The 17,641-nt window shown below is 62.2% G+C and carries 17 protein-coding genes; 7 read left to right on the top strand and 10 right to left on the bottom strand.

The window, feature by feature from the left end:
• Positions 1–8 precede the first annotated feature (8 nt).
• Entirely contained in the window at positions 9–881 is an 873-nt protein-coding gene (locus AC07OP_RS04240) for a LysR family transcriptional regulator (RefSeq protein ID WP_141156831.1), read from the top strand.
• Here the strand turns inward: AC07OP_RS04240 and fecA are convergent.
• The 3 genes from fecA to AC07OP_RS04225 form a co-directional block, all read right to left on the bottom strand.
• Positions 878–3,217 carry a TonB-dependent Fe(3+) dicitrate receptor FecA gene (gene fecA, locus AC07OP_RS04235; protein WP_495103236.1) on the bottom strand — a complete coding sequence of 780 codons (2,340 nt, stop codon included), beginning with the start codon at positions 3,215–3,217 and terminating at the stop codon, positions 878–880. The genes AC07OP_RS04240 and fecA overlap by 4 nt on opposite strands.
• Before the next feature lie 90 nt (positions 3,218–3,307).
• On the bottom strand, positions 3,308–4,246 hold the full coding sequence (locus tag AC07OP_RS04230) for a FecR domain-containing protein (protein ID WP_495103237.1): 939 nt from the start codon (positions 4,244–4,246) through the stop codon (positions 3,308–3,310).
• Positions 4,243–4,731, bottom strand: coding sequence for a sigma-70 family RNA polymerase sigma factor (locus tag AC07OP_RS04225; protein ID WP_495103243.1), 489 nt, complete (start codon positions 4,729–4,731; stop codon positions 4,243–4,245). The genes AC07OP_RS04230 and AC07OP_RS04225 overlap by 4 nt, the downstream gene beginning before the upstream one ends.
• A gap of 184 nt (positions 4,732–4,915) precedes the next feature.
• On the opposite strand from AC07OP_RS04225, the gene AC07OP_RS04220 reads away from it, so the two are divergent.
• From AC07OP_RS04220 to AC07OP_RS04200, 5 genes are read left to right on the top strand one after another with little or no spacing between them, the layout of a single operon-like run.
• Complete coding sequence (locus AC07OP_RS04220) at positions 4,916–5,218, top strand: DUF3649 domain-containing protein (protein WP_115487669.1); 303 nt, start codon at positions 4,916–4,918, stop codon at positions 5,216–5,218.
• Positions 5,215–6,789, top strand: coding sequence for a PepSY-associated TM helix domain-containing protein (locus tag AC07OP_RS04215; protein ID WP_495103238.1), 1,575 nt, complete (start codon positions 5,215–5,217; stop codon positions 6,787–6,789). Before AC07OP_RS04220 ends, AC07OP_RS04215 begins: the two co-directional genes overlap by 4 nt.
• The gene (locus AC07OP_RS04210) at positions 6,790–7,116 is read left to right on the top strand and encodes a DUF3325 domain-containing protein (RefSeq protein WP_495103239.1); all 327 of its coding nucleotides are present in this window, start codon (positions 6,790–6,792) and stop codon (positions 7,114–7,116) included.
• A 9-nt stretch (positions 7,117–7,125) separates the two neighbouring features.
• Positions 7,126–7,704, top strand: coding sequence for an RNA polymerase sigma factor (locus AC07OP_RS04205; protein ID WP_027604674.1), 579 nt, complete (start codon positions 7,126–7,128; stop codon positions 7,702–7,704).
• On the top strand, positions 7,701–8,678 hold the full coding sequence (locus tag AC07OP_RS04200) for a FecR family protein (protein WP_495103240.1): 978 nt from the start codon (positions 7,701–7,703) through the stop codon (positions 8,676–8,678). Before AC07OP_RS04205 ends, AC07OP_RS04200 begins: the two co-directional genes overlap by 4 nt.
• On the opposite strand, the gene AC07OP_RS04195 is transcribed toward AC07OP_RS04200, so the two are convergent.
• The gene (locus tag AC07OP_RS04195; RefSeq protein ID WP_495103241.1) at positions 8,679–9,029 is read right to left on the bottom strand and encodes a glutaredoxin family protein; all 351 of its coding nucleotides are present in this window, start codon (positions 9,027–9,029) and stop codon (positions 8,679–8,681) included.
• A complete protein-coding gene (yejK, locus tag AC07OP_RS04190; RefSeq protein ID WP_495103242.1) occupies positions 9,029–10,033 on the bottom strand; it encodes a nucleoid-associated protein YejK in 1,005 nt (334 codons plus the stop codon). The genes AC07OP_RS04195 and yejK overlap by 1 nt, the downstream gene beginning before the upstream one ends.
• A gap of 396 nt (positions 10,034–10,429) precedes the next feature.
• Between yejK and AC07OP_RS04185 the strand changes: the two genes are divergently transcribed.
• Positions 10,430–10,711, top strand: coding sequence for an HU family DNA-binding protein (locus AC07OP_RS04185; RefSeq protein ID WP_003188840.1), 282 nt, complete (start codon positions 10,430–10,432; stop codon positions 10,709–10,711).
• A 178-nt stretch (positions 10,712–10,889) separates the two neighbouring features.
• On the opposite strand, the gene rlmF is transcribed toward AC07OP_RS04185, so the two are convergent.
• The 5 genes from rlmF to AC07OP_RS04160 form a co-directional block, all read right to left on the bottom strand.
• Entirely contained in the window at positions 10,890–11,906 is a 1,017-nt protein-coding gene (rlmF, locus tag AC07OP_RS04180) for a 23S rRNA (adenine(1618)-N(6))-methyltransferase RlmF (RefSeq protein ID WP_027604671.1), read from the bottom strand.
• Positions 11,907–12,054: 148 nt separating this feature from the next.
• Positions 12,055–14,901 carry a valine--tRNA ligase gene (locus tag AC07OP_RS04175; protein ID WP_115487675.1) on the bottom strand — a complete coding sequence of 949 codons (2,847 nt, stop codon included), beginning with the start codon at positions 14,899–14,901 and terminating at the stop codon, positions 12,055–12,057.
• 149 nt (positions 14,902–15,050) lie between these two features.
• Positions 15,051–15,443 carry a DNA polymerase III subunit chi gene (locus tag AC07OP_RS04170; RefSeq protein ID WP_495103244.1) on the bottom strand — a complete coding sequence of 131 codons (393 nt, stop codon included), beginning with the start codon at positions 15,441–15,443 and terminating at the stop codon, positions 15,051–15,053.
• Between the two features lie 7 nt (positions 15,444–15,450).
• Positions 15,451–15,879, bottom strand: a complete 429-nt coding sequence (locus tag AC07OP_RS04165) for a DNA polymerase III subunit chi (RefSeq protein ID WP_027604668.1) — start codon at positions 15,877–15,879, stop codon at positions 15,451–15,453.
• 167 nt (positions 15,880–16,046) lie between these two features.
• A complete protein-coding gene (locus tag AC07OP_RS04160) occupies positions 16,047–17,537 on the bottom strand; it encodes a leucyl aminopeptidase (RefSeq protein ID WP_027604667.1) in 1,491 nt (496 codons plus the stop codon).
• Positions 17,538–17,641 lie beyond the last annotated feature (104 nt).

The following is a 17,641-nucleotide window of genomic DNA, read 5'->3' as shown; positions in this document are numbered from 1 at the left end:
ATCGAGCCATGACGACACCGCGTTTTGATGGCGTTGAGCTGTTTCTGCACATCGTCGAAAGCGGCAACCTGACCGAGGCCGCCGAACGGCTGAACCTCACCCGCTCTGCGGTCGGCAAGGGCCTGGCACGATTGGAAGCACGCCTGGGCACATGCCTGTTGCAGCGTTCCACCCGCCGCCAGCGGCTGACCGAGGACGGCCAGGCCTACTACGAACATTGCCTGCGCGCGTTGGCGGAACTCGAGGCGGCCGAATCGGTACTGGAAAGCGGCCGGCAACAGCCACGCGGTCGTTTGCGGGCCAGCTTGCCACTGGCCTTCGGGCATCACTACGCAGCCCCGGCATTGTGGGGGTTGATGGCGCGCTATCCGGAACTGGAGATCGAGATCAGCTTCGCCGATCGGCTGGTGGACCTGGCACAGGAAGGCTTCGACGTCGCCGTGCGGATCGGCCCGCTGCCCGACACCGACCGCCTCAGTGCACGTCGCCTGGGCGAACAGGCTGTTGGGCTGGCGGCGTCACCGGCGTACTTGCAGCGCGTCGGGCCGATTGAATGCATCGAAGACCTCGCCCGCCATCGCGGCATCGCCTATCGCAGCACGACCCCGCAGCGCAATCCCGTGGCCTCGCCGTTGATGATGGACGACCTCCAGGCGGTGGCCGATGCCGCCATCGCGGGCGTCGGCCTGGCCTGGTTGCCGAGTTGGTTGATTGCGCACTATGTGCTGCGTGGGCAGCTGGTCGCGGTGTTGCCCGGCTATCGCGAGCAACCCGCGCCGATCCATGTGATCTGGCCGACAGCCGTGCATATGCCGGCCAAGACCCGTTGTGCAATCGACGCTCTGGTCGCCGCCACTCCCAGTTGCCTGGCGGGCAGTTAGAACGCGATAGAGGTCTGCACGTACAGCGTACGCGGCTCACCCACGTATTTGCCCTTGTTGTTGTCGTCGAACGAGCGGGTGAAGTACTGCGTGTTGAAGATGTTCTTCACGCCGACCGCCACATTCAGATCCGACAGTTGCGGGCCGAAGTCATAGGCTGCGCGGCTGCTGAACAGCATGTAGCCGGGGATTCGACCGTTGGCGCCGTCAGCACTTTCTGCCTGAGTGTTGGCGTTGTCGGCGAACTGGCTGCTCTGATAGCTGCTGTCCACATTGAGTTTCCAGCGCCCTTCGGTGTAACCCACGCCGAGGGTGCCTTTGTGCTTGGACGAGAAGGGCACGCGGTTGCCTTTGTTCGGGCCGTCTTCGCGGATGGTGGCGTCGACGTAGGCGTAGGTAGCGTACACATCGAAACCGGCCAGCGCCGGGCTCAAGCCATCGAGGGCGTAGTTGACGCTGGTTTCAATACCCTGGTGGCGCGTTTCGCCGCGGGCGATCACCGAGTCGTTGGTCTGGTTGCTTTCATACTGGTTGTCGAAGTTGATCAGGAACGCACCGATCTCTGCGCGCAAGGTGCCGTCGTCATAGCGGGTACCCAGTTCCCAGGTGCGGGCTTTTTCCGGTTTCACTTCACCGCTGGTCACACGGTTGGGCATCTGGCTGTACTGCACGCTGCCGAATGAACCTTCGGTGTTGGCGTACAGGTTCCAGTCGTCGGTCAGGTGATAGAGCACGTTCAACGCCGGCAGCGCGGTGTTGTAGTCGCCTTTGTATTTGACGTTGGTCAGGTTGTTGCTCTGCTGGGACTCGATCATCTCGTAGCGGATGCCCGGGGTGATGGTCCATTTGCCGATATCAATCCGGTCATCGACGAAGAACGCATTGGCTTCGGTGCCGCCACGGGTGTCGCGGTCGTTGCGGCTGTCGGTGCTGGGGATTTGCTGGTTGTTGGCGGAAATCGGCGTGCGGTAGCGCAGTTCGTGGCCGGCTTCGTTGATGTAGCGGTAGCCGACGCCCACTTCATGGCTGGTCGGGCCGAGGTCAAAGCCCTGGGCGAAACGGGTTTCCACGCCGCGCACCCAATACTCACGCGGGGACAGCGACAGGAACGTGCCCTGGTCCAGGTAGCCGCTGCGCAGGGTCTTGGTGAAGAAGCTGTTGACGGTGAATTCGCGGCGGTCCTGCTCGTAGCGATAGCCGACGTTGAACATCGTACGGCGGCCCCAGAATTTGTCGTAGGGGCGGGTGGACTGATACGGATCGGCCTTGTAGTCCGCGACGTTCAAGCCCCCAGGCATATCGGCCTGGCCTTCGTAGTACTGCGCCATGGCGTTGAAGCTGTTGGCGTCGTCGAGCTGGTATTTGCCTTTGAGGATCAGGTCGTCGATGCGCGTGTTGCTGTTTTCGCGCCAGTCGCCGCCACGGGTGCCGGAATACAAAATCGCGCCGCCCAGGCCATTCTCGGCAGTGCCGCCGGCCAGCAGGTTGCCGGTGGTCTTGAAGCCGTCATGGCTGGAAGACGGGCTGGTCTCGGTCTGCAAGCCACCTTTGACGGTGGGTGCATCCGGGATCGCGCGGGTCACGAAGTTGACCACGCCGCCGACGTTCTGCGGGCCGTAGCGCACCGCACCGCCGCCACGCACCACGTCCACGGCGTCCATGTTGCCCATGCTGATCGGCGCGAAGGACAGCTGCGGCTGGCCGTACGGCGCGAAGGGCACAGGGATGCCGTCCATCAACACCGTTGAGCGCGACGCCAGGCGCGGGTTGAGACCGCGAATGCCGAAGTTCAGCGCCATATCGTGGCTGCCGGTGCCGTTATTGTCCGGGGCGTTGACGCCGGGGATGCGGTTGAGCACGTCCTTGGCCTGGGTGGCGCCCTGGCGTTCGAACGCTTCGCGGCGGATCACGTCACGGGCGCCGGGGTGTTCGAAGACATTGGTTTGCGCCGCATCGCCGAGCCAGTCGCCGACCACGCTGGAGGTCGCCAACTCGACAGCCGCCGGCGCCGTTGCCGGTTGCAGGCTGTAGGCGTTGTCGCCTTCGGCGCGGGCTTGCAGGCCGGTACCTTCCAGCAGCTTCTGCAGGCCTTCGGCGGCGCTGTAGTTGCCGGACAAACCACGGCTCTGCATGCCCGCCGTGACTTCGGAACCGAAGGAAATCAACACGCCGGCTTCACGGCCAAACTGGTTCAGGGCTGCTTCCAGCGAGCTTGGGGCGATGTGATACGGCTTGGTATCGGCCGCCATTACGCAAGGCAGTACGGTCAGGCTGAGGCTGGCGCCCAGCAGCAGTTGGCGCAAGGTGCGGGCGAGAAGGGTGGGGTGCTGGGGCATGAAGGGCGGTCCTGAGAAGGAAGGATCAAGGTGGCTTTCCTTCTCTGTCACGCGAGGTGCGGAAAACGGCTCACGGTGGCTGAAAATAATTTATGCACGGGCCTGGACGCTTACCCAATAGCGGGTAAAACGCCGCACCTTGACCGGCAGGCTGACCTCCAGCAGGTCGAGGATGCGTTCGCTGTCGTCCAGCGGGTAGCTGCCGGACAGCAGCAGGTTGGCGACCTGCGCATCGCAATGGAGCTGGCCACGGCGGTAGCGGCCCAGTTCGGCGAGAAAGTCCTCCAGGCGCATATGCGCGGCCACCAGCATGCCGTCGGCCCAGGCGCCGCTGTTGGCGTCGGTTGGGCGCGGGGTGTCCCAGCCTTTACGGGTGAAATTGACCTGGCGTGCCGCGTCGACCGTCAGGGGCAGGCCGCTGTAGGTGTTGGGCATCACCTCGACGCGGCCGTCCAAGACCGCCAGTTGGGTGTGGTCGTTGAACTGGCGCACATTCAGGCGCGCCGCCTGGCTGCTGAGCAGGCCCTGGCCGGTCAACACCTGCAGCATGCTGCCGGCATTGGCGGTGAGCAGGATCTCGCCTTCGAGCAGGCGAATCAGCCGTTGCCGGCCGTCGAAGTGCACATCCACGGCGCTGCCGGTATTGAGTTGCAACTGGCTGCCGTCGGCCAGTTGCACCTTGCGCCGTTGGCCGACGGGGCTGCGGTAGTCGGCGCTCAGCGGCGGCAGGATATGCTGCTGGCGCAGGCTCCAGGCCGCGGCCGAACCGGCGCCGAGGATCAGCAACAACTTCAGCGCCTGGCGCCGGCTGCTGGACTTAGGTGCGTTCAAGGCCGCATGGGCCAGGGGCGAGGGCATGCCGCGCAGGCGCTGGTTGACGCGCTGAATATGGTCCCAGGCGCGCTGATGTTCGCTATGGGCATTCAGCCAGTGTTGCCAGGCCGCCTGCTGGCGTGGGTTGAGCGCGCCTTGCTGCATTTCCATCAGCCAGTGCACGGCCTGTTCGGCAACCTGGGTCGAGACATTCATAGGGCGAAATAGCAGCGCAGGGCGGCTTTATTCAGGTGGCGTTTGACGGTGGCGATGGAAATGCCCAGTTCGGCACCGATCTGCGCATACGTCAGGCCGTCGAGTTGGGCCAGCAGGAACGCGCGCTTGACCAGCGTGGGTAAGCCGTCGAGCAACTGGTCCAGCTCCAGCAGGGTTTGCAGGATGATCGCGCGCTCTTCTTCGGATGGCGCTACCTGTTCAGGCATCTGCGCCAAGGCGTCGAGGTAGGCGCGTTCCAGGTCCTGGCGGCGGTAGAAGTTGAACAACACGCGCTTGGCGACCGTGGTGAGGAAGGCGCGGGGCTCGATCAGCGTCGGCGCTTCGCGTGCGGTCAGGATTCGGATGAAGGTGTCCTGCGCCAGGTCTGCCGCACTTTCCGGGCAGCCGAGCTTGCGTCGCAACCAGCCGGTGAGCCAGTGGTGATGGTCGTTATAGAGCACTTCGACAGTGTTGGACGGCTGCAACGCGATCTCCCTTTTGTGCATGCCGGCAAAATCTCGGCATGCTTTAGAGAACAAGAATTGTTCGCATTGTAGGGGGCCGCCAACCGTTCGGCAATGTGCGAAGGCAGGTGTTTCATCCGTTCTGTTTTGCTTATGAGAATATTTATCATTAATATTGCGCGCTGATGAACCTGGCGCCTCCCGCATGAAAAGCAAAACCTCACTGCCTGCTTCCTATCGTCTCGCCGTTACGTCGCGCGTGCTGGCTGCTGTCGTCGGCGGTTACCTGATGGCGTCCCTGGCCAGCATCTGCCTGGCGCTGTGGATGCCAACGTCCCGCGCCGATGCGGTGATTACCGGGATGATGAGTTCGTTCGTGTTCTACCTGTTGGCAGTGCTCTGGTGCTTCGCCTGTCGTACGGCATGGCGCGCGTGGTGCGGCGTGATGCTGCCGAGTGCGGCGTTTGCCACCCTGGCAGGCGTGGGCTTGTGGATGGTACGCACATGAAAGAGGGCTTTCGCCAGGCCATGGCCTGGTTGCACACCTGGGCCGGGCTGATCTTTGGCTGGCTGCTATTTGCGATTTTCCTGACGGGCACCCTGGCCTATTTCAAGGATGAGATCACTCACTGGATGCAACCCGAAGTGCAGGCCCATCCCCTGGATGATGCGCGCAGCCTGAGTGTCGCCCAGGACTACCTGCAGAAGGTCGCACCCACGGCCGCACGCTGGTTCATCACCTTGCCGGATAGCCGCGACCCTGGCCTGTCTGTGATGTGGCAAGACAAGGTCGACCCCGGCAAACGTGGCAATTTCATTCAGAAAACCCTCGACCCCGTGAGCGGTCAAGCCGTACAGGCCCGGGAAAGCATGGGCGGGGATTTCTTCTACCGTTTCCACTTCCAGCTGCAAATGCCTTACCCGTGGGGCCGCTGGCTGTCGACCATTGCAGCGATGGTGATGTTCGTAGCGTTGATCACGGGCATCATCACCCACAAGAAAATCTTCAAGGACTTCTTCACCTTCCGCCCCCGCAAAGGCCAGCGTTCCTGGCTCGACGGGCATAACGCGGTGGGTGTGCTGGTGCTGCCGTTCCACCTGATGATCACCTACAGCAGCCTGGTGATTTTCATGAGCATGGTGATGCCGGCGCCGATCGTGGCTTCCTATGGCAACGACACCCGGGCCTTCTTCAATGACGTGTTCCCCGCCACCAACAACGCGCCGGCGCTGGGCCAGCCAGGCCAATTGCTGTCATTGCTGCCGATGTACGAGCAGGCGAGGGCGCAGTGGGCGGGTGGGCATGTCGGGCGGTTGGCGGTGAACAACCCGAGTGATGTAAACGCTTCGGTGAACCTGTTCCGTGCCAGCTCCGACCGCGTGGTGCATGACTTCGGCAGTACCGTGTCGTTCAACGGCAACACCGGCGAGTTGTTGCGGGTCAGCGCTGAACAATCGCTGCCGGCGGCGATCGGCGGCAGCTTCTATGGCCTGCACATGGGCCATTTCGCCGGTCCGGTGCTGCGCTGGTTGTACTTTATCTGCGGCCTGGCGGGCACGGCGATGATCGGCACGGGGCTGGTGATCTGGCTCGGCAAGCGGCAACTCAAACATGCAAAAAGCGGCGTGATGCCGTTTGAACTGCGGTTGGTGGAAGTGCTGAACATCGCCAGCATGTCCGGGCTGTTGATCGCCATTGCAGCCTTCTTCTGGGCCAACCGTTTATTGCCGGTGGGCTTTGCCGAGCGCTCCGATTGGGAAGTGCAGGTCTTCTTTATCGCCTGGGGCCTGAGCCTGTTGCACGCGATCCTGCGCCGGGGCCGCCAGGGTTGGGTTGAGCAATTGAGCTTCGCAGCACTGCTGTTTGCCGCAATCCCGTTGCTCAATGCCCTGACCACGTCGCAGCACTTGGGCGCTTCACTGGCGACGGGCGACTGGGCCATGGCCGGCTTCGACCTGACCTGCCTGGGCAGCGGTGTGTTCCTCGCCTGGGCAGCCTGGAAGATGCAGCACCGTAAGGCCCCGCAGCCCAAGACCGAACGGGCGCGGCCGCTGCAGCTCAAGCAGGAGGCGAACTGAATGCTCCTCGCTCTGCTGATGTGTTACGCCGGGTTTACCGCCTTGTGCCTGTCCACCGACCGTCACCACGGCGAACTGCTGCACAGCAAGCCAGCGCCTCGGCGGCGTATTGCTTTGCGCGTCATCGGTTGGCTGCTGCTGACCGTGTCGATCTGGCCCGCCGTGGCTGTCGCCGGTTGGGGCCTGGGCCTGGTGGAGTGGTGCGCGGTGTTGATGCTCAGTGCCCTGTTGCTGGTGCTGTTGTTGCCGTATCGGCCAAGGCTGGCCTTGCTCCTGGCAGGCGTCGGCCTGCTGGCCAGCCCTGTTGCCGCCTTCGCAACGTTCTGAGCCGCCGCCATGATGATCAGCACCCCACCCGATTCCCAGGACAGCCCACAGGCTGACGCGGCGGGTGGGCGTGCGCATTTCCTGCAGGTGTTCCTGTCCCAGCGTTCGCAGATGGAAGCGTTGGTGAGCCGCCGTGTCGGGTGCCGCGCCACGGCGGCCGACCTGGTGCAGGACCTGTTCCTGCGGTTTTGGCGTCGGCCATTGGTGCAGGTCGAAGAACTCAGCACCTACCTGTTGCGTTGCGCCGGCAATATCGCCATCGACCACCTGCGCAGCGAAGGCGCACGGGTGCGCAGCAGTGAAGGCTGGCTGCCGGAGCAGCAGGATAACCAGGGCTCCGAACCCCAGGCGGCGCTCGAGGCGGGCAACGACCTGCGGCATGTCGAAGCCGCCCTGCGCAGCCTGCCGGAGCGCACCCGGCAGATCTTCCTGCTCAACCGCATTCATGGGCGCAAGTACGCGCAAATCGCCAAGGCCATGGGCCTGTCCCAAAGCGCCGTAGAAAAACATATGATGCGTGCCCTCGAAGCCTGCAAAGCCAGCCTTCGCGAACCATCGCCATCGCGCACGCCAGGGAAAGCACCGTGAATCCGACCCCCACGCCAGACCAGGAACAAGCCGCACTGGCCTGGCTGAGCCTGTTGCACGACCAGCCCAGCAGTGGCGACCAGGCCACGTTCAGCCGCTGGCTACGGGCCGATCCTGCGCACGTCGAAGCCTATGCCCAGGCCCAGGTGCTTTGGGAGTTGAGCGAAGTGCCGGCACGCCAACTGGCGGATGAGGATGCGCTGGCATTGCAGGGCTACCTTAATGCGATGAACACCCCTAGGCGCTCGCGGGTGGTGCGCTGGTCCGGCGCATTAGCCATGGCGGCGTGCCTGGTGTTGATGGTGTCCATGGGCGCCGGTTGGCAGCCTTCGCGGTGGATCGATGACTTCGGCGCCGATTACGTGAGCGCACCGGGAGAAGTGAAAACCGTCACCCTGGCCGATCAATCCAAGGTCACGCTGGATGCGGACAGCGCCATTGCCGTGGATTTCAGCCACGGTGAGCGACATATCCAATTACGTCGAGGTGCAGGTTTTTTCAGCGTCACCCACACCGGCGAGTCCTTTGTGGTCGAGGCGGGCGGCGGTGAAGCGCGGGTGCTTGGGACACAGTTCGAAGTGCGCCTGCAACCGGCAGGGGCCGAGGTGACGGTGTTGTCGGGGCGGGTCGGCGTGACCGCGTCGAAACAGGGCCAGCAGCAAATTCTGACGGCGGGCCAGCAAGTGGCCTACGCCGATGGCAGCGCCGATCCCCTGCACGCGGTCGACAGCGAATCCCGCCTGGCCTGGCGGGATGGCTGGCTCAACTACTACAAGGCACCGCTGGCCGATGTGGTCAAGGACCTGGGGCGTTACTACCCTGGCCGCATCCTGCTGCTCAACGAAGCGATGGGCGCCAGGCGCGTCAGCGGCAGCTTCCCGAGCAAAGACCCGCAGGCGGTACTCAACGCCTTGCAAGCGGTATTGGGGTTCGAGCAGCACAGCCTGTTGGGGCGGGTGATCGTGGTGCGCTGATTACTTCAGCGCGGCCATGATCGCGTCAGGGTTGTAGTCGCGAATCAGCGTCCCGTTGACGTCCACAAACGGAATCCCGCCACCGCCCAGTGCTTCATACGCCTTGCGCGCCTGGGCGTCCTTCTCGATGTCGAAGGCCTGGTACGGAATGCCTTTCTGGTCCAGGAAGCGGCGGATCTGCTTGCAGTAGCCACACCACTCGGTGGTATACAGCGCCACTCGCGCCGATGCCCGCGTCTGCTCCGAGACCACCTGGGAAGGGTTGAACACCCGCTCGATCTTGCCCCAGTTCTGGATAACCACCACCACCAGCAACACCAGCAGGACTTTCTTGAGAACCCCGCCGAGCATCAGTTACGGCGCTTGAGCTGGTCGGTCAGTTGGGTCGGCAGGCCCTTGATGATGAGGGTGCCGGCGGCTTCGTCGTACTCGATCTTGTCGCCCAACAGGTGCGCTTCAAAACTGATGGACAGGCCCTCGGCGCGTCCGGTGAAGCGGCGGAACTGGTTGAGGGTGCGTTTATCCGCCGGGATTTCCGGCGACAGGCCGTAGTCCTTGTTGCGGATATGGTCGTAGAACGCCTTGGGCCGATCCTCATCGATCAGGCCCGACAGCTCTTCAAGGCCCATGGGCTCGCCGAGCTTGGCCTGGCTGCTGGCGTAATCCACCAGGGTCTTGGTTTTTTCGCGGGCGGATTCGTCCGGCAGGTCTTCACTTTCGACGAAGTCGCTGAAGGCCTTGAGCAGGGTACGCGTCTCGCCTGGGCCGTCGACGCCTTCCTGGCAGCCGATGAAGTCGCGGAAGTATTCCGAGACCTTCTTGCCGTTCTTGCCTTTGATAAACGAGATGTACTGCTTGGACTGCTTGTTGTTCTGCCACTCGGACACGTTGATACGCGCTGCCAGGTGCAACTGGCCCAGGTCCAGGTGGCGCGACGGGGTGACGTCCAGCTCGTCGGTCACCGCCACGCCTTCGCTGTGGTGCAGCAGGGCGATGGCGAGGTAGTCGGTCATGCCTTGCTGGTAGTGGGCAAACAGCACGTGGCCACCGGTGGAGAGGTTGGACTCCTCCATCAGTTTTTGCAGATGTTCGACGGCGGTGCGGCTGAACGCGGTGAAATCCTGGCCACCCTCGAAATATTCCTTCAACCAGCCGCTGAACGGGTGCGCGCCGGATTCGGCATGGAAGAAACCCCAGGCCTTGCCTTGTTTGGCGTTGTAGCTCTCGTTGAGGTCGGCAAGCATGTTCTCGATGGCGGCCGACTCGGCAAGCTCGGAGTCGCGGGCGTGGAGAACTGCGGGTGTGCCGTCGGGTTTTTTGTCGATCAGGTGGACGATGCAATGACGGATCGGCATGGGCTTCTCGGCTGGTTGAAGGGGAGCGGTCGGCCTCCCCGAAAAGTCGCCCAGTGTACCGCACCCATTGGTCAAGACACGCGTCGAAGGGCATTTTGGATGCTCTCGGACGAGGCATATGCCTTTTTTTCACGGTTTAGAGCGATAAAGCTGACCAAATGGGTAGGTAGAAGCGGATATTTCCCCGTCTCTGTGCTAGTTTTGCCCCGTCTTACGCCAAGTCTCGGCGATAAGCGTGCATTCAGCATCTGTCAGGTCGAACCAATCCCCGTTTCAAGCATCTATAACCCCGATCTCCGTGGTTATAGCCGGGGGTGCCAGGCCATGACGGTCGGGCTCGACGGCTGACACTGCACTCTGCAATCCATATGAATTTGATAGGGAAGGAACACCACAATGGCTATTACTAAAGACCAACTGATCGCTGACCTGGCTGAAGCAGTAGACGCACCGAAAACTACCGTGCGCGCTCTGCTGGACCAACTGAGCCAAGTTGTTGCTGACCAGCTGGAAAACGGCGGCGAAATCACTCTGCCAGGCGTTGGCAAACTGAAAGTGACCGAGCGTCCTGCCCGTACTGGCCGTAACCCTTCGACTGGCGCTGCCATCGAAATCGCTGCCAAGAAAGTTATCAAGCTGGTTGTGGCCAAAGGCCTGACCGACGCTGTTAACAAGTAAGACGCAGCAAAAAAAAACCGTGCTCCGGAGCGATCCGGGCACGGTTTTTTGTTGCCTGCGATTTTTTACCTGTAGGAGCGAGCTTGCTCGCGAAGGCCGTTAACGATAACGCGGCCATCCCGGATGAATGCGGTGTCTTGGCGTTTTTCGCGAGCAAGCTCGCTCCTACAGGTTGGCGTCAGCGCACCCAGCGCTGGCGCCAGATCTGCTGTTCGTTCTTGGTCTGGAAGGTCCAGGCCACGAAACGGCTCTGCTTCTGACCCTGGGACATTTCCACCACCTGGCTTTCCAGCACGCCAGCTTTTTTCAGGGCGGTCTCGATCGCGGGCAAATTTGACGCTTTTGACACCAGGGTGCTGAACCACAACACCTTGTGGGCAAAGTGCGCACTCTCGGCGATCAATTGCGTCACGAAGCGCGCTTCACCGCCTTCACACCACAACTCGGCCGATTGGCCTCCGAAGTTGAGCACCGGCAATTTGCGCTTGGGATCGGCCCGGCCCAAGGCGCGCCACTTGCGCTCGCTGCCCTTGGTCGCTTCGTCCATGGACGCATGGAACGGTGGGTTGCACATGGTCAGGTCAAAACGCTCACCCGGTTCCAGCAGGCCCAGCAGGATGTGCTTGGGGTTTTCCTGCTGGCGCAACTGGATGACCTTGCTCAGGTCGTTGGACTGCACGATGGCCTTGGCGGCGGCCACGGCGATGGGGTCGACCTCCGAGCCGAGGAAGTTCCAGCGGTACTCCATATAGCCAATCAGCGGGTAGACACAGTTGGCGCCCATGCCGATGTCCAGCACCTTGACGATTGAACCGCGCGGGATCTTGCCCTCGTTGACACTGGCCAGCAGGTCGGCGAGGAAGTGCACGTAGTCGGCACGTCCCGGTACCGGCGGGCACAGGTAATCCGCCGGGATGTCCCAATGCTGGATGCCATAGAAGGCCTTGAGCAACGCCCGGTTGAACACCCGCACCGCGTCCGGGCTGGCGAAGTCGATACTCTCTTTGCCATAGGGGTTGATGATCACGAATTGCGCCAGTTCCGGCGTGGTCTTGATCAACGCCTGGAAGTCGTAACGACCTGTGTGGCGGTTGCGTGGGTGCAGGGTAGCCTCTTTGCGCGGCGCGACGGGTTTGGCCGTGGCTGCGGTCTTAGGCTTCTTGCGTGGAGGTTTGGGCGTAGTGGGGGCGGTCATGATGATTCTGGTGTTGGCTCAAAGTGGCGGCCATTGTCACACATTCCCGAGGATAACTCGGTCAAATGTGGGAGCACGCCCCCTCCCACATTGACTGCAAGCACAAAAAAAGAGACCCGAAGGTCTCTTTTTTCACACGGATTGCCCCTTACAGGCTGGAAATCCGCGCATGTTGCTCCGCCAGCTTGCCCAAAGCCTGTTCGGCCTCGGCCAGCTTGGCGCGTTCCTTATCGATCACTTCAGCCGGTGCCTTGTCGACGAATGCCGCGTTGGACAGCTTGCCGCCCACCCGCGCCACTTCGCCTTGCAGGCGCAGGATTTCCTTGTCGAGACGGGCCAGTTCCGCGCCCTTGTCGATCAGGCCGGCCATTGGCACCAGCACTTCCATGTCGCCGACCAGCGCGGTCGCCGACAGTGGCGCTTCGGCGCCCTCCGCCAATACGGTGATCGATTCCAGCTTCGCCAGCTTCTTGAGCAGCGCATCATTCTCGGTGAGACGACGCTGGTCTTCGGCGCTGGCGTTCTTCACGAATACCGCCAGGGGCTTGCCCGGGCCGATGTTCATTTCGGCGCGGATGTTGCGCGTGCCGAGCATCAGGGTCTTGAGCCACTCGATATCGCTCTCGGCCGCCTCATCGATACGTGCTTCGTTGGCCACCGGCCAAGGTTGCAGCATGATGGTCTTGCCGTCTTTGCCGGCCAGCGGCGCGAGGCGTTGCCAGATTTCTTCGGTGATGAACGGCATGAACGGATGCGCCAGGCGCAGGGCGACTTCGAGCACGCGTACCAGGGTGTGACGGGTGCCGCGCTGACGTTCGATCGGCGCGTTTTCGTCCCACAATACGGGCTTGGACAGTTCCAGGTACCAGTCGCAATACTGGTTCCAGATAAACTCGTACAAGGCCTGTGCGGCCAGGTCGAAACGGAACTGGTCGAGTTGACGGGTCACTTCGGCTTCGGTGCGCTGCAGCTGCGAGATGATCCAGCGATCCGCCAGGGACAGCTCGATGGCCTCGCCGTTCTGGCCGCAGTCTTCGCCTTTGTCCAGCACGTAGCGTGCGGCATTCCAGATCTTGTTGCAGAAGTTGCGATAGCCTTCGACGCGGCCCATGTCGAACTTGATGTCGCGACCGGTGGACGCCAGCGAGCAGAAGGTGAAGCGCAGCGCATCGGTGCCGTAGCTGGCAATGCCGTCGGCGAATTCGTCGCGGGTCTGCTTCTCGATCTTCTTCGCCAGTTTCGGCTGCATCAGGCCCGAGGTGCGCTTCTGTACCAGGGTTTCCAGGTCGATGCCGTCGATGATGTCCAGCGGGTCGAGGACGTTGCCCTTGGACTTGGACATCTTCTGGCCCTGGCCATCCCGCACCAGGCCGTGCACGTACACGGTCTTGAACGGTACCTGCGGGGTGCCGTCCTCGTTCTTCACCAAGTGCATGGTGAGCATGATCATCCGGGCAACCCAGAAGAAAATGATGTCGAAGCCGGTGACCAGCACGTCGGTGGAGTGGAATTTCTTCAGGAATTCGGTCTGCTGCGGCCAGCCCAGGGTGGAGAAGGTCCACAGGCCCGAGCTGAACCAGGTGTCCAGTACGTCGTTGTCCTGTTGCAGTGCCACATCCGGACCGAGGTTGTGCTTGGCGCGTACTTCGGCTTCGTCGCGGCCCACGTAGACCTTGCCCGACTCGTCGTACCAGGCCGGAATGCGATGACCCCACCACAGCTGGCGGCTGATGCACCAATCCTGGATATCGCGCATCCACGAGAAGTACATGTTTTCGTACTGCTTGGGCACGAACTGGATACGCCCGTCTTCCACGGCAGCAATCGCCGGCTCGGCCAGGGGCTTGGTGGACACGTACCATTGGTCGGTCAGCCACGGCTCGATCACGGTGCCGGAGCGGTCGCCCTTCGGCACTTTCAGGGCGTGGTCGTCGACGCTGACCAGCAGGCCGGCAGCGTCGAAGGCAGCAACGATCTGCTTGCGCGCTTCGAAACGGTCAAGGCCGGCGTATTCGGCCGGGATCTTGCCATCAATACTCTCGTTCAGCGTACCGTCGAGGTTGAACACCTGGCAGGCCGGCAGCACGGCGGCATTCTTGTCGAAGATATTCAACAGCGGCAGGTTATGGCGCTTGCCGACTTCGTAGTCGTTGAAATCGTGGGCCGGGGTGATTTTCACGCAGCCGGTGCCGAATTCAGGGTCGCAGTAATCGTCGGCGATGATCGGGATGCGGCGGCCTACCAGCGGCAACTCGACGAACTTGCCGATCAGTGCCTGGTAGCGCTCGTCGTTCGGGTTGACCGCGACGGCGGCATCACCAAGCATGGTTTCCGGACGGGTGGTGGCGACGATCAGGTAGTCGTTGCCCTCAGCGGTCCTGGCGCCGTCGGCCAGCGGGTACTTGAGGTTCCACAGGAAACCTTTCTCGTCGTGGTTTTCCACTTCAAGGTCGGAAATTGCCGTGTGCAACTTGGTGTCCCAGTTGACCAGGCGCTTGCCGCGGTAGATCAGGCCGTCTTCATGCAGGCGCACGAAGGCTTCTTTCACCGATTCCGACAGGCCGTCATCCATGGTGAAGCGCTCGCGGCTCCAATCGACGGACGAACCGAGGCGACGGATCTGACGGCTGATGTTGCCGCCGGACTGGTCTTTCCATTCCCAGATTTTTTCCAGGAATTTCTCGCGACCCAGGTCGTGACGGTTCTGGCCAGTGGCTTCGAGTTGGCGCTCCACCAGCATCTGGGTGGCGATACCGGCGTGGTCGGTACCCGGTTGCCACAGGGTGTTGCGGCCCTGCATGCGGCGGAAACGGATCAACGCATCCATGATCGCATTGTTGAAGCCATGGCCCATGTGCAGGCTGCCAGTGACGTTCGGTGGCGGAATCATGATGGTGTAGGACTCGCCCGCGCCTTGCGGAGCGAAATAGTTCTCGGACTCCCAGGTGTTGTACCAGGAAGTTTCAATAGCGTGCGGCTGGTAGGTCTTATCCATGCGCGGCGGGACCCTAGTTGGCATATATTCAGGAAAGCCGGCAAGTATAACGGGGGATAGGGCGCAGGGCGAGGCGAAGGCGGGCTTAAGGTGCAGGCAATCAAATGTGGGAGGAGTTTGCCACCTCCCACAGGGGATCTATGGACGGTTCAAGACTGGTACTGGCTGAGCATCCGCTCCATCCGCGCATCCATCCGGCGCTTGATCTCGGTTTCGATATGGGGGGCAAAGTCGTCGATCACGTCTTGCATGATCAATTGCGCAGCTGCACGCAGTTCGTTGTCCAGGTGCAGCAGCAGGGCGTCGGGGCCCTTTTCAGCCGCAGCAGGGGCAGCGTCCACGACAGCGGGGGCTTCGACAACCGGTTCCGGGGCAACCTGCTTGCCACCGACCATGTCGAACAACAGCGGAATCTGTACCTCGCCATCGGCCTGTTCGGTCAATAGCGGCGGTTGCAAGTCATCATCACCCAGCAACTGACGAATCGACTCGAGGTCGTCCAGCAGGTGGTCATCTTTTTTTGTCGGGTTGGGAGTGTCCATCATGTACTCAAAGTCGTTGTAGCCGGTGATCTTGCAAAGGATAGCCCTGTTCGCGGTAGAAACGGAAACTCTCGCGCGCGGCCTGACGAATAGCCGGATCTTCCACCACCACTTCCGCCACACGGGCGAAGGCCTTGGCAAAAGGCGGTACTTTCAGGTCCAGGTTGACCAGCAGGTCCTGGTGATTGCCGCAACTGTCCCCCAAGCCCAGGACAACCTGGCCTTCGGGTTCTGATTCTGCGGGGCCGTGGGGCACGAAGCTTTCGCCCTTGAAACGCCACAGGCGGGCGTCGAGCTCGTCGCGTTGGGCGGCATCGCTGCAATGCAGGTAGATGCGGTGGCCCATGCGCCAGGCTTTTTCGGTGAGTTTGCAGGCGAAGTCCAGGCGCGCGAGCGGATCGGCGCTGGGCAATATATAGAAGTCGACTTGGGTCATTGCGGTTCCTGGGCTGCCGCGCCTGCCGCCGTCATAATGTAGGAGCGAGCTTGCTCGCGAAGAACCTGAGAACAATGCGTTCATCCAGGATGAACGCGTTATCGTTGACGCTCTTCGCGAGCAAGCTCGCTCCTACAGTTGACCGCGGCAGGCAGCCGGGCAGGTGTTTAGGCTTTGGCGCGGTCCAGCAGGTATTGGGTCAGCAATGGCACCGGACGGCCGGTGGCGCCCTTGTCCTTGCCGCCGCTGGTCCAGGCCGTGCCGGCGATGTCCAGGTGCGCCCAGTTGAAGTTCTTGGCAAAACGCGACAGGAAGCACGCAGCCGTGATGGTGCCGGCTTTCGGGCCGCCGATGTTGGCGATGTCGGCGAACGGGCTGTCCAGCTGTTCCTGGTACTCATCGAACAGCGGCAGTTGCCAGGCGCGGTCGTCGGCGGCCTTGCCGGCGCTGAGCAGTTGCTCGATCAGCTCGTCGTTATTGCCCAGCAGGCCCGAGGTGTGGGAACCCAGGGCCACGATGCAGGCGCCGGTCAGGGTGGCGATATCGATCACGGCCTGTGGCTTGAAGCGCTCGGCGTAGGTCAGGGCATCGCACAGCACCAGGCGGCCTTCGGCGTCGGTGTTGAGGATTTCCACGGTCTGGCCGCTGAGGGTGGTGACGATGTCGCCCGGACGGGCCGCGCCGCCGCTCGGCATGTTTTCGGCGCAGGCCAGGATGCACACCAGGTTGATCGGCAGCTTCAGTTCCAGCACGGCGCGCAGGGTGCCGAACACGCTGGCGGCGCCGCCCATGTCGTACTTCATCTCGTCCATGCCCAGGCCCGGCTTGAGGCTGATGCCGCCGGTGTCGAAGGTGATGCCTTTGCCGACCAGGGCGTAAGGCTTCTCGGACTTCTTGCCGCCGTTGTATTGCATCACGATCAGGCGTGGCGGCTGGTCGCTGCCCTGGCCCACGGCATAGAACGAGCCCATGCCCAGTTCCTTGATCTTCTTCTCGTCCAGGACTTCGACTTTCAGGCCCTTGAACTCTTTACCCAATGCCTTGGCCTGTTCGCCCAGGTAGGTCGGGTGGCAGATGTTCGGCGGCAGGTTGCCCAGGTCGCGGGTGAACGACATGCCATTGGCGATGGCCTGGGCGTGGGTCACGGCGCGCTCGACTTCAGCCTGGGCGGCCTTGATGGTCAGCAGGGTGATTTTCTTCAGGGCGCGGGGTTCGGCTTTCTGGCTCTTGAACTGATCGAAAATGTAGCCGCCGTCCACCAGGGTTTCGGCCAGCAGGCGGGTCTTGCCGTAGCTGTCACGGCCCTTGACCACTATTTCATCGAGTGCCAGTGCCGCATCGCTGCCGCCCAGGCCCTTGAGGGTGTTGAGGATGCCGCTGATGATCTTGCGGAACGGACGGTCGCCCAGTTCAGCGTCCTTGCCCACGCCCACCAGCAACACGCGGTCGGCTTTCAGGTTGGGCAGGCTTTGCAGCAGCAGGCTCTGGCCGACTTTGCCGGCCAGGTCGCCGCGCTTGAGGACCGCGCTGATCGCGCCGCCGCTGAGTTCGTCGAGCTGCCTGGCGGCTACGCCGAGCTTGCGGCCTTCGCCGATGGCGACCACGAGGGTGGCGGTTTTCAACGTTTCGGGGCTAACGCTTTTTACAACCAATTCCATTTTCGGGTCCCTTATATAAGGTCTGAGAGCCTGGCGTCTGTACGCAGGCTTTAAAGCTTGGCGGCTGTGTAAACCGCCAGCGACAAAGGCCGCAGTTTGAACCT

The sequence above is a fragment of the Pseudomonas sp. GW821-FHT09D08 genome (genome assembly GCF_059416305.1).
Note: the sequence above shows the minus strand (reverse complement) of the source record. Positions and strands in the feature narration are given on the sequence as shown.